Below are 12,766 nucleotides of genomic sequence, written 5' to 3'. Positions count from 1 at the left end.
ACTGTCGAAGTCTTTAGCCTGTCGTTTGGATCGCCTGTTTCACCTGCTGCATCAAATATTGGACAAATGCTTCATCCCTTGCGAGCCATGCAGCATAATTTCTTTTAATAAACCGTTCTGCCTCTTCGAATGAAGTAAATGTCTCATGCTGAGTCACGCCGTTTAATTGAATGTTCCAGCCGTGTTCTCCAGGAAAGAGAAAAAACTGGTCTTCGTCCCTGTTGATATAAAGGCTGCCGTTGTCCGACTCTTTTACATTATAGACGTTTTTAAAGGCATCCGCTCTCAAGGGCTCCAGCGGAAACGGTTCAGTCACATACAGCTTGAATGCTTCATCTGTCAGCGGGCACCCCGCTGCCTTGGCATGGCCGCCTCCGCCGAACGTGCCGGCGATTTCTGATACATCTGTTTCATCATGGATGGTGCGAAGGCTCACTTTTTTGCCGCCCATATTTAAGATGGCGATATAGTCAAGGTGCGGATACGTTTTTCCGAGTTCGTTCCCTACTTCGGAATGATAGGATTCCGCATGCACGATGCCGACGCAGTGTGCATTGATGAAGGTCTGAACGATTTCCCGCCGTTTCCTGCGGATATACCGTTCAATTTTTTCTTCTTCCATATCCAAGATTTTTTCTTCGAATTCATCAAATGAAAACGCGTCGCTTTCTTTAAGGCGCCGGACCATTTTTTCCTCAAATTCGTCAATGGAGACCATAAAAAACAGGTCATTCAGGCGCTTTGCTTCGAGCGCGTCCGTCTGTTCCCATTCCCATGTATCATAGAGGCGTACGAGTTCGACGAACTGATCCATCGCTTTTGTCTCTTGAATATGGCCGTTGTCTATTAAGTATTCATAAAAAAGAGAAGTCGCTGAAGCGAGCCTGCCGTCCTCATATTGAACTTTTACCATGCCCCAAGAGCGTTCATTCAAATGAAGCGCAGTTTTGTGGTGGTCGATGAGTTTGACCTTTCCGCCCGCTTCAGCATATTGGTCCAGCCTTTCTTCATTTTCTTGATGAACGGACAAGTCCGTAATAAACAGGCCTTCATGCTGTTTTTCTTTTCCTTTTGTCCGTTCCAGAAAACGTCCGACTTGCATATCAAGTCCGGTGACCGAATTGTAGCGGACCTCGACCCGTTCGCCAAAGGCCACCTTTGCGAGAATTCCGCAGCCGACTCCGTCCAAGTCGTTGTGAGAATACAAATGATACATGCTTCCCGCCCACCTTGCTGTTTTATTGTCGGCCTGCCGCAGCAGGCGCATCTTTCTCATCTTACTATTGTAAAAAAAGGGATTTTTTATACGGTTGTGCGGTAAGACAAAAAGGACAGCTTTTTGTTGGAAAAAGTCTGTCCGGTTAAAAGGGTTTATGTTTCTTGCAGCATGGCTCCGCCTTGCAAGTGGGCGGTGAGTAGTCTGTATGCGTTTTCGGCCCTGGCGGCACTTGGCGGTTCAACCCCTTTTAATGGATAATCCAGGCCAAGCGCTTCCCACTTGTAGACGCCGAGTTTGTGATAAGGAAGAACCTCCACCTTCTGAACGTTCGCCAGTGTGCCGATAAACGTGCCGAGGGCTGCTAAATCGTCATCGATATCAGAGATCCCCGGAACCAGTACATGGCGGATCCAGACGGGGACTTGATGATCAGCGAGAAACCGGGCAAAATCCAATATGTGGTCATTCGGCATTCCTGTCAGGTTGATATGTTTTTTCCTGTTGATATGCTTGAGATCAAGCAAAACAAGGTCTGTATACTGGATCAGCTCTTTGATCTGCTCTTGAAATGCCGGCGCCGCCGAATAGCATCCGCCGGACGAATCGAGCGCCGTGTGTATGCCATGGCTTTTACAGGCTTTGAACAGCTCGATTAAAAATGGCAGTTGTAAAAGCGGCTCGCCTCCGCTAACGGTGATGCCTCCGCCTGATGATTGAATAAACGGGAGATATTGCTGGACATCCTGAACGATTTCGGAAACCGTCATTTGTTTTCCGGTTCCGATTTCCCATGTATCAGCATTATGGCAAAATTGACAGCGCATCAGGCAGCCTTGTGTGAAGACGACATATCTGATGCCCGGACCGTCAACGGTGCCGAATGTTTCGATCGAATGAATATTTCCATCCATGATGAAGATCACCTCTTTTTATGGGGCGGAGCGCCTCGGCCGCGCTCCGCTTTATGCTCGTTACATCGATTCATGGAAGGTACGGCTGATAACGTCTAACTGCTGTTCTTTCGTCAGCTTAATAAAGTTGACCGCATAGCCTGAGACGCGAATCGTTAACTGCGGATATTCCTCCGGATGTTCCATGGCGTCGAGCAATGTTTCTCTGTTAAATACGTTTACATTTAAGTGATGCCCTGTTTTTGCGGCGTAACCGTCAAGGATGCTTGATAAATTGACGGCGCGGCTCTCTTCGTCTTTGCCAAGCGCTTTCGGGACGATCGAAAAGGTGTTGGATATGCCGTCGAGCGCATAGCTGTAAGGCAGCTTTGCCACTGAAGACAGCGATGCAAGCGTTCCTTTAGTATCGCGGCCGTGCATCGGATTCGCGCCTGGAGCAAACGGTTCTCCCGCCCGGCGTCCATCCGGCGTATTTCCGGTTTTCTTGCCGTAAACAACGTTTGACGTGATCGTTAAAATTGACATGGTATGAACAGACTGGCGATATGTCTGGTGCTTGCGCAGTTTTTTCATAAAGCGCTTGACAATGTCAACGGCGATCGCGTCGACGCGGTCATCATTATTTCCGTACTTAGGAAAGTCGCCTTCTGTTTCAAAATCGACCGCAATGCCGTTTTCATCGCGGACAACATTGACTTTGGCATATTTGATAGCGCTTAACGAATCGGCCACAACGCTCAAGCCGGCGATCCCGGTGGCCATCGTCCGCAAAATGTCCGTGTCGTGCAGCGCCATTTCAATTCTTTCATAGCAATATTTATCATGCATGTAGTGAATGACATTGAGCGTATTGATGTACAAGCCTGCAAGCCATTCCATCGTCTGATCGAATTTATGCATGACCTCGTCATAGTCCAGCACATCGGAAGCAACCGGAGGCATTTCCGGACCGACTTGCATTTTATGCTTTTCGTCTTTTCCGCCATTAATCGCATATAAAAGCGCTTTCGCCAAGTTAGCGCGTGCTCCGAAGAACTGCATTTGTTTGCCGATTGCCATTGCCGATACACAGCAGGCGATGCCGTAGTCATCCCCGTATTCAGGACGCATGATATCGTCATTTTCGTATTGAATCGAGCTCGTTTTAATCGACATTTTGGCACAGTAGTTTTTAAACTTTTGCGGCAGCCTGACAGACCAAAGGACGGTTAAATTTGGTTCCGGTGCCGGACCTAAATTGTCAAGCGTATGCAGGAAACGGAACGAGTTTTTCGTGACGAGTGCGCGTCCGTCGTGCGCTATTCCGCCGATTGATTCTGTCACCCACGTCGGATCGCCGCTGAACAGTTCATTGTAGTCAGGTGTGCGCGCAAATTTGACCAAGCGCAGCTTCATGACAAAATGGTCGACAAGCTCTTGGGCCTCCTGTTCTGTTAATGCGCCCGTTTTTAAATCTCTTTCGATGTATATATCAAGGAACGTCGACACGCGGCCAAGGCTCATTGCTGCTCCGTTTTGCTCTTTAATGGCAGCCAAATAGGCAAAATACAGCCATTGAAATGCTTCTCTTGCATTCGCCGCAGGCTCGGAAATGTCAAAGCCATAACTTGCTGCAAGTGCTTTAAGTTCGTTCAATGCCCGGATTTGTTCTGACAATTCTTCACGCAGGCGGATGTTTTCTTCAGACATCACGCGAGAGGTGCCGGCCGCATCTTTTTTCTTTTCATCGATCAGGAAATCTACGCCGTAAAGCGCCACTCTCCGGTAATCGCCGATGATGCGTCCGCGCCCGTAAGCATCAGGCAGTCCGGTAATGATTCCGGCCTTTCGGGCGAGTTTCATTTCGTCCGTATACGCGTCAAACACGCCTTGGTTATGGGTTTTGCGGTAATCGGTAAAGATTCTTTCCACTTCTCCATTCAATTCAAAACCATAGGATTCACATGCTTGCTTCGCCATGCGAATGCCTCCGAAAGGCTGAAGCGACCGTTTAAACGGCTCATCGGTTTGAACGCCGACGACTTTTTCCAAGTCTTTGTCCAAATAGCCGGGACCGTGCGAGGTAATCGTTGAGACGATCTCTGTATCCATATCGAGGACGCCTCCGTTTTCACGCTCTTTTTTTGTCAAGTCCATTACATGATCCCATAATGCCGATGTAGCTTCCGTCGGAGGTTCGAGAAACGATTCGTCACCTTGATATGGCTCAAAGTTCGAGAGAATAAAATCGCGGACATTGACTTCTTTTTGCCAAACGTTTGTGGTGAAACCTTTCCATTGTTCCATTTAAATCCCCCTCTTTTCAAGTTGAAATGATATAACAGTTGTTGCATTTATATCTTATGTTTAATATAACAGTTTTGAATGTGATAAAAATCACATATTTTGTGAAATAGTTAACAAATTTAAGAAAGTTCTTTGAACATCGCGTTTTTCCTAATATAGGATGTTGTTTGAAGCAATTTTCTTATTTGAATCTGTATTATAATAAAGTCAAATAAAACGAAAACTGTTATATAAAAAACCGGCTAAACAGCCGGCTTGCGCAGAAGTATTTATCATCAGTCGAGGGATACGAACTGATTGCCGAATGCTTCGATAGTGCTTTTCAAGACATAGCTGCCTCGGGGGAGCTGGTGAAATTCATAGCACCCTTTCGAATCGACCGCTTTTGTCTGCAGTAAAACGCCTGACAAATCATAAACATGAATGTAATGGTCCTCTTTTTTAAGTTGGCTTTTGAGATGTTCCGGGATTTCCCCGGCAATCGTGTACTCCGCTTCTGACGTTTTCTTTTCACCGATTTGTTCGAGGATTTCCAGGTCAAGCCCCTGCTCTTTTCGATGATTTTTGCAGGACCGCACTGCTCTTTTTTGTGTCTCGAATGTTTGATACAGGTTTTCGATCGACCTCATGTGAAAGCTGATATCCCAATGTTTCATAGCTTTTTGATACGCTTGGCGCCCCAATTTTTGCCGAGTTTTGTCATCGTCGAGCAACAGGCGCAGCTTTTCAGTAAGCGCTTCGCTGTCTGCCGGGGGAACAAGCAATCCGTTCGCACCGTCATCAATGATTTCTTTTACCCCGCCTACGTTTGCCGCCAGCACAGGTTTTGCGGAGAACTGCCCTTCCAGGATGACGAGCGGAAATGTATCGTGAAGCGACGGCAAAACAATGACATCACTAATATTCATTAAGTCGGGTATATCTTTTCGCTTTCCGAGAAAAGAGACCGCCGACGCGATACCGAGCTTTTCGGACAGGCTTTGCAGAGTTTCGAGCTCCGGACCCTCGCCTGCGAGAAGGCAGTGAAAATCATCCCTTTCGCACCGCAGTTTATAAAGCGCTTCGATCAAGTAGCGGTGTCCTTTCACCGGAACGAGCCGCGCCGGACAGAGAATGATCTTTTTTCCTTGATGCGGGAGGCTTTTAGGGAGATTATTTTTCTTTTCGATAAAGGGTGTTTTTACAATTCCATACGGGATGACTCGGATGTTCGAAGGCGTCACACCAATTTGAATCAGCTCGTGTTTCAGCCATTCGCACGGAACGGCCACAACGTCTCCGGACATTGCGCCCAAACATTCTTCGATTTTCATGTATTGCTGTTCCTGGCCGCTTTTCTCGTTATATTCCCCGGTAATCTTTGCTTCATGATATTTAAAGTTATGGAGGGACACGATTAAAGGCGTGTGCTGAGGTTTGGAACGGGCCAGTGCTCTTGCCGTCATAAAATCGTGGCAGTGGATCAAATCATACTTCTTAAGATCAAACTGTTTAACAGCTTGTTCCAAACTGTAGCGCTCCATTTCACGCCAATATATCCACAGGGGATATTTTTCGGTATAAGCTGTTTGAAGGCGGTGAATGAGCTCATGTTTTAACCGGTGTTTATCGGCCGGCTGCTGATCGGCGACCTGAATGTTGAGCCATCGGGTATCGTGCGACATTAAATCGACAGAATGCCCTTCTCCTTCCAAGCTTTTTCTAAGGATATCAATATAGGTAGACGGGCCGTTTGTATGTGGAGAGTATCGATAATAAGCCAGCAAAATGTTCATATATTTCCCCCTGCCTGCTGTTAAACTTATAGAAAATGAAATCTCTTAGCATTATATGGCCTCAGCTGAAAAACGTACGAAGTGAATGGAAAGCCTTTTCAATAAAGAAAACCCATTGCCTTCAGCAATGGGAGATGTCATGAAGAAGCTAATATTTGAACGATTTTATCTTCAATATCCTTTCCTTTTTCATCATCTGCGAGCTGATTGAGAAGAATGGAGAAAATCAATGTCTCGCCGCTTGCAGTATCGATATAGCCCGATAAGGTACTGACGGTTGAAAGAGAGCCTGTTTTCGCTCTGACTTTGCCTTTAAGAGCCGGGTCTTTCAGCCGGTTTCTTAATGTGCCGCCGACCATTCGGTCGCTTTCCCCCGCAACCGGGAGTGAACGGGCAAACGACGGAAACCATTTCTCCTCTTGAACGGAATACAATAGCTTTGTGATCTGGTCGGCAGAAATCAAATTGATATGCGAGATGCCTGAGCCGTCTCTGAGAACGATCTTCTCTGTGTCCATTCCAAATCCCTGCAGTTCTTTATTCAACACTTCCAGACCTTGATCCCAGCTTCCTTCACGGCTCGCGGCTTTTCCCATTTCCTTGATCAGTGTTTCGCCATGGCCGTTGTTGCTGAGCTTCATAAAGGGGATCATCAGCTCTGAAAGCGGCATGGATTGATGTGCGGTGATGCGGCGCGCTTTTTTTGGCGCTTTGCCGGTTTTAGTCTTTCCCAGGATTCGAATGCCTTGTTGCTGTAAAGCCTGTTTAAATAAATCGAGTGCATATTCTGACGACTCCCAAACCGCAACCCATTGTCTGACCCTTGAAGCGCCTTGTGGAATCGTCCCTTTGATTTGGATGGTATTTCCGCCGTGTTCCCTTTTAATCGTGATATCTTTTTTTCCGTCTGCAGCAACGGTCTTGGCACCGTTTTCGATTTTGACATGATTAGTTTGCGGGGTAAGCGATACAACGGGTTTTTTTCCGGTTTTGCCGTCAGGTTTCACGTCGATGATGACCGTTCCGGCATCATAGTCTTCGTTTGGCGAAGCTGTTAAAGCCGAGATCTGCGCTCCGTAGTATGCGTCTTCATCGCTCCAGGAAAGGTCTGGAGAGTAGCGGACCTCATCATACCAGGAATCATCGCCGACCAAGTCTCCCCGGATGACAGTGATCCCTTGTTTTCGGATTGCCTTGGCCATTTGCTGAAAATCGGCTTTCAAAAGCGTCGGATCGCCTTTTCCTTTTAGATAAAGGCTGCCTTTGAGTGTGCTCGCGGATCGTGCGCCGTCTGTCATCACCTCTGTGGGAAAGGTATAGTCCTCACCCAGGACGGAAAAGGCAGCTGCTGCCGTTAAAAGCTTCAGATTGGACGCCGGTCTCATCCGTGTATCGCCCATATGGCCGTATATCATTTTCCCGCTTTCCGCGGACCTGACGCTGATGCCTGCGAGCGCTCCTTTTAAATCAGGCTCGGTCTTTAACAGCTGATCGATTTGCTCTTTGAGCCCGGCGCCTTTTTCCCCGGCGGCCAAGCCGTCTATGCTGCCGGCCAACGTCAATACAAAGATCATCATCATACACAGACAAAGCTTCATATTTTTCTTCATAGAATATCCCGCCTCCCGCTGATGGTTTTAATACTTTATTGCAAAACGCGGCGGGATATACTCCTATTGGTCGGTTTTCACCAAAAACCTCCGGTATAAAAGCAGCAGTATCATTACATGCAGCACAACTCCGATGAACCCGAAAACGAAAACAAGCCCTTCATGAGAAGTTCCTGCCAAGTACGTTTTCGCTGTCCAGTAGGTCGGCGTGAAAACGCCGAAAAGCTGCCACGGCAAAGGAATAAAATAAACCGCGGCCGGCATGAAAGTGAGCAGGCTGAACCCTTTCATTAAAGCGAGCCCTTCCACTTTGTTCGAAGCGTAAGCGGCTAAAAGCAGCGTGTAAATCGGGGCTTCAAGCGTGACCATGATCAGGATGAACAAAAGGTACACAGAGCCGGGCGCCATTAAACCGCCGGATGCAAACAGCAAAATGCTGTAGCAAAAAGTCAGCGCCATTGGCAGGATGAGGCGTATCAAGACATATCCGCGCTTCGACAAGGGCGTCACGGCAAAATACTGAATCATATTTTCGTCGCGCTCATCAAGCAGGATAAACCCCGACATGATACCGAGAATCAGGGGGATGAAAAGCATGGCAAAGCTCATGATCAAATGACGGTATGGGGTGATATTGAATGCCGCCAGTTCCGCTGACAAAGGAATGCCAGCGGCTGTCACGATGATGAGCAGAAAAGGCGCCAGACCGTAAAAAGCAAGCATTGAATCACGTTTGATCTGTTTCATATCTCCGCGTATCAGCTGAATGATTTTCATCATCGTGTATCACCTCCGCCAAGCTTTAATGTGATGAACGTTTGAAGTGAATGCCTCGCCCAGAAATACGCGGCTCCGTTCCACAACAAGAGAGTGGAAATCGCGTAGACGAGCTCCCACTGCTGAAGGCCGGTAAAGGCGGAACCTAACAGCATTAATGAGGCCTTTGACGGCAGAGCGTAAAACAGCGGGCTGCTCCAAATGCCCGCTGTTTCAAACAAAGGCAGAACGAACACAAAGGTGCTCAAAGAAGACAAAAAGAAAAATCCGTTTAAGGTTTCACACCGCACCGCCAAACCTAAGCCGATCATCGTGAAGAAAAATGAAGTAAAAAGCACGCCGCAAGCGAACAAACCGGAATTTGTTCCATAGCCAAACACACTGCTGTGGATGAAAATGCTCGATCCAAGAGACAAAACGGACAAGGACGCCGTTTTGGAAAAAATATACTCACTCGGACTTAGCGGCGTTACAAACAGGCTGTCATGGATGTTTTGCCCTTTCTCCAGTAAAACAAGACCCCCGATGAAGAAAAACCCCAGGAAGCTCGGATCTGAAAACGTCAAGGCAATGTTGGCCGCCTCCCTGTAATCAGCCGGAAGAAACTGCAACACAGCGATATACACCGCGCTGATCAGCAAATAGGCATAATAAAAACCGTGCTTGAACTGAAGTTTGATATCATGGGAAATCGCTGATAAGATCCTCAACTTAAACGCCTCCCCGTCACATCGATAAAGATGTCTTCAAGCGATGCTTCTTGGGAATGAATGGTTTCCACAGGGTGCTCCTTGATCAAGTTCAAAAATTCCGGGCTGCTGCCGATCTGATCAAGGTCGAATTGAGCAGTTTCCAGCTGCCTGCGGCTGCGGTACTCCACTTTTACGTGCCTTTTTCCTTTTTGCACTTTCAAGGCGCGTGGAGAATCAATCAAAGCCACCCTGCCGTCAACGATGAAAGCTACGCGGTCGCAGATTTCTTCAGCTGTTTGCATGTGGTGCGTTGTGATCAGGATCGTCTTCCCTTCCGCCTTTTTGTTCAGGATAAGCTGTTTTAATTTTTTGGCATGCACGGGATCGAGCCCCGAGGTCGGTTCGTCTAGAAATAAAAGATCAGGCTGATTGATCAGGGCTCTCAAAAAATTCAGCCTCATTTTCATGCCTTTTGAGTAAGCGGATACCTTTGTCCGGCCGTACTCTTCAAGACCCGTTAAAGCGAGCAGCGTTTCCGGCTCCTCGGTTTCAGATGCATACAAGGAACGGAACAAATTTAAGTTTTCCAGTGCCGTTAATCGTTGATAGAAATTCGGAAATTCAAAGGCGACGCCGATTTTCTCATAAAAGGAGCTGTCGGCTTGACTCAATTCTTTCCCCATCACAGAAACCCGGCCTTCATATTGCTTTAAAATACCGATTAATATTTTTTGAATCGTGCTTTTTCCAGCACCGGACGGGCCGAGAAATCCAAAAATTTCACCCTTTTGAATCGAAAAGTCGATTCCTTTCAATACGGGCGTTTTTTGTCCGGGGTATGTGAAGCGAAGCCCGCTGACTTCAATCATGGGATGCATCCTCCTTGGCCGAAAGCCCCTGTCCGATCAATTCGATAAGCAAATCCATCGTTTCGTCGTAGCGGTCTTCCCCAATATTTGTTTTTTGAAGGGATAAAAGAACAATGGCGCGAATCACACTGACGATCGTCTCCGGTTTTTTTCTGACAAGCCAGCCTTTTTCCTGGCCCATTTCAATTAAAGGCTTGAAAAAATCTTCGTCGCTGTCGAAATGCGCCTGCAGCTTTTCTTCGGGGAGTTTGCGGAAGAGTGTCTCGAGTAAGTTGTCATCGTAAACTTGGCGAATGTACGGGTTATCTTCCACCACCGCCAATGCTTCACGCAAAAACTGTGCAAATGTTTTCCCGCTTTCAGAAAATGATGCCTCAAGCTGGGCGCGGATCTTACTTTCTTCCTGCTGCAAAATCTCAAAATAAAGCTCCTCTTTCGAGTCGAAAAATGTATAAAATGAGCCTTGGGCAATTCCGGCCGAGGCTGTTAGCTCACCAACGCTCGTTTTTTTCAATCCAAGCTGCGCAAAAAGCTCTCTTCCGCTTTGCACTAAAGCTGAGCGTATCGCTTCCTTTTCTTTTTCGGTAAATTTCGGCATGTCAGTCTCTCCTTGTTTTATAAACATATGAATATTTTTATTTTATATTCATATAATGCAATGAGACCGTCTTTTTGTCAATGTATTTTGGTTCAAATTTACCACAATATTTTCATTTGCCCGTCAAATTTAAAGCAAAAAAAAGCACCACTTATAGTTTAAACTATAAGTAGCGCTTCATTTCAATTAATAAGCAAGGCTGAACAGACCTTTAATATGAGTCAGATAACGGACGTTGCTCGCTTCTTTCATCAATGAAGCAGGCAGGCCTTTAAGAGATGTACTGTTCGCGCCGATAACGGCAACTGCGTCTTTGCGGCCAAGGCTTGCAAGCGTGCCTGAGTTGACAGGGCTGAATGTTTCCATTGATTTGTTTTCTAAGTATGCATACAGGTTGTAGCCGATCAGCTCGCCCATTTGCCAAGCGATTTGAGCTGTCGGAGGGTACGGACGGCCATCCGGACCGAAGACAACGGCGCTGTCTCCTGCAACAAATACGTCTTCATGTGATGTGGATTGAAGGAAATCGTTTACAGTTGCGCGTCCGCGGTTCACTTCAAGACCTGACTCGCCGATCAGCGGATTGCCTTGAACACCGCCGGTCCAGACAAATGTATTTGTGACGATTTTTTGCCCGTCTTTCAAATCAACAACGTTTCCTTCTACATTTGTGACAGGCAGTCCTGTCAAGAATTCAACGCCGCGTTTTTCAAGGCTCTTTGTCGCACGTTCGATCAGCTCATCCGGAAGAACCGGCAGGATTTTCGGACCGGCTTCAACAAGCTTCAGCTTGATTTCTTTCGGATCGACACCGTAGCTTCTCGCAAGGTTCGGCATGATATCGGCGAGTTCACCGACAAGCTCGACGCCTGTTAGTCCGCCGCCGCCGATTAGGATCGTAGCATCCGCTTCGTTTTTCGTTTTAGCGTATTCGCGCACGCGCTCTTCAACATGCTTGAAGATCTTGTTTGCATCGTTTGCAGATTTGAGCACCATGCTGTTTTCTTGAAGGCCAGGAATGCCGAAGTAAGCAGTGACAGAACCAAGACCGACGACAAGCGCGTCATACGTCAGGGTAGAGCCGTCAGAAAGAGCGACTTCTTTTTTGTCAACTGAGAACGAGTTGACTTTGGCGATTTTAAGATCGATGTCTTTTCCTTTGAAAAGCTTTGCAAGCGGCATCGCAATGGCCTGTTCTGACACGTTGCCCGCAGCAAGGCGATGCAGTTCTGTGATGATTTGATGTGTCGGGTATTGGTTAACCACTGTGATTTTTGCTTCTTCTTTTGTGTAGTGTTTGCGAACTGTTAAAGCAGACAGTAATCCGCCGTAACCAGCGCCTAAAATGACGATATGTTTTGACATCGTGAATCCTCCGTCCTTATTCTGAATGTATAGTGATTATTTTTGTTTTTCGCGTTCTGACATGATTTGCAGGTAGCTTTGAACAAAGCGGAACATCTTTTGGGCCTGCGGATCTTTAAGCATTTTCAGCAAACCGAAAAGTCCGATGACTTCATTGCTTTCGTCAGCGCGGTCTTTTGCTTCAATGGCGGTAGCCGCGATTTCTTTTGCCGTATCTTTGACAGGCTCAAGAATTTCTGTGATGGCACCGACCGTATCATTTTTTAATACTTCATCAGTTGCAACGGATTGTGCGAAATCGTAAGACTTTGTCAAAATGTTGACCAGTTCTGTCAGCTTTGGAAGCTGGTCGACTAAAACAGTCAAAGACTCCTGTACTTCAGGTTTTAGCAGTTGATCGATAAGATCGCGTTGGCTTTGGCTTACAGATTCGTTTGTTTGATCAGCTGTTTGATCGATTGTTTCCGGCATAACCAATTCTCCTTTTCAATAAGCGATGTGCTGTTTTTTGAAGGAACCCCTTTTTCACAGTTTGTGAATTTGTGCACAAACAAGTCCGCAAAAAGGTTCTCCCCTTTTGTGTTTGTTTTGCTGTTTTCAGTCTGGAATTCCCGAAAACCCGCAATCTCAAAACACGCTGTATTTTTTACTACTAAATGATAAC

Annotated in this window: 11 protein-coding genes; all 11 read right to left on the bottom strand. The window is 46.8% G+C overall.

Going from position 1 to position 12,766, the window contains the following annotated elements; genetic code table 11:
* Window positions 1–13: 13 nt before the first annotated feature.
* Window positions 14–1,216 carry a DHH family phosphoesterase gene (locus tag LQ247_RS17985; RefSeq protein ID WP_025810777.1) on the bottom strand — a complete coding sequence of 401 codons (1,203 nt, stop codon included), beginning with the start codon at window positions 1,214–1,216 and terminating at the stop codon, window positions 14–16.
* A gap of 155 nt (window positions 1,217–1,371) precedes the next feature.
* Complete coding sequence (pflA, locus tag LQ247_RS17980) at window positions 1,372–2,130, bottom strand: pyruvate formate-lyase-activating protein (protein ID WP_026579623.1); 759 nt, start codon at window positions 2,128–2,130, stop codon at window positions 1,372–1,374.
* 60 nt (window positions 2,131–2,190) lie between these two features.
* Entirely contained in the window at window positions 2,191–4,416 is a 2,226-nt protein-coding gene (pflB, locus tag LQ247_RS17975) for a formate C-acetyltransferase (protein WP_231006362.1), read from the bottom strand.
* A 275-nt stretch (window positions 4,417–4,691) separates the two neighbouring features.
* Window positions 4,692–6,191, bottom strand: coding sequence for a glycosyltransferase family 4 protein (locus LQ247_RS17970; RefSeq protein WP_103750461.1), 1,500 nt, complete (start codon window positions 6,189–6,191; stop codon window positions 4,692–4,694).
* Window positions 6,192–6,328: 137 nt separating this feature from the next.
* Entirely contained in the window at window positions 6,329–7,801 is a 1,473-nt protein-coding gene (gene dacB / locus LQ247_RS17965; RefSeq protein WP_103750462.1) for a D-alanyl-D-alanine carboxypeptidase/D-alanyl-D-alanine endopeptidase, read from the bottom strand.
* Window positions 7,802–7,864: 63 nt separating this feature from the next.
* Window positions 7,865–8,581 carry a hypothetical protein gene (locus LQ247_RS17960; protein WP_103750463.1) on the bottom strand — a complete coding sequence of 239 codons (717 nt, stop codon included), beginning with the start codon at window positions 8,579–8,581 and terminating at the stop codon, window positions 7,865–7,867.
* Window positions 8,578–9,288: a fluoroquinolone export ABC transporter permease subunit gene (locus LQ247_RS17955; RefSeq protein ID WP_103750464.1), complete on the bottom strand. Its 711-nt coding sequence runs from the start codon at window positions 9,286–9,288 to the stop codon at window positions 8,578–8,580. The genes LQ247_RS17960 and LQ247_RS17955 overlap by 4 nt, the downstream gene beginning before the upstream one ends.
* On the bottom strand, window positions 9,285–10,139 hold the full coding sequence (locus tag LQ247_RS17950; protein WP_079289105.1) for an ABC transporter ATP-binding protein: 855 nt from the start codon (window positions 10,137–10,139) through the stop codon (window positions 9,285–9,287). Before LQ247_RS17950 ends, LQ247_RS17955 begins: the two co-directional genes overlap by 4 nt.
* A complete protein-coding gene (locus LQ247_RS17945; RefSeq protein WP_103750465.1) occupies window positions 10,132–10,737 on the bottom strand; it encodes a TetR/AcrR family transcriptional regulator in 606 nt (201 codons plus the stop codon). The genes LQ247_RS17950 and LQ247_RS17945 overlap by 8 nt, the downstream gene beginning before the upstream one ends.
* Before the next feature lie 186 nt (window positions 10,738–10,923).
* Complete coding sequence (locus LQ247_RS17940) at window positions 10,924–12,102, bottom strand: NAD(P)/FAD-dependent oxidoreductase (protein ID WP_020451688.1); 1,179 nt, start codon at window positions 12,100–12,102, stop codon at window positions 10,924–10,926.
* A gap of 36 nt (window positions 12,103–12,138) precedes the next feature.
* A complete protein-coding gene (locus LQ247_RS17935) occupies window positions 12,139–12,573 on the bottom strand; it encodes a DUF1641 domain-containing protein (RefSeq protein ID WP_020451689.1) in 435 nt (144 codons plus the stop codon).
* Window positions 12,574–12,766 lie beyond the last annotated feature (193 nt).

This window comes from Bacillus sp. BS3(2021) (assembly GCF_021043345.1).
GTDB lineage: Bacteria > Bacillota > Bacilli > Bacillales > Bacillaceae > Bacillus > Bacillus paralicheniformis.
Note: the sequence above shows the minus strand (reverse complement) of the source record. Positions and strands in the feature narration are given on the sequence as shown.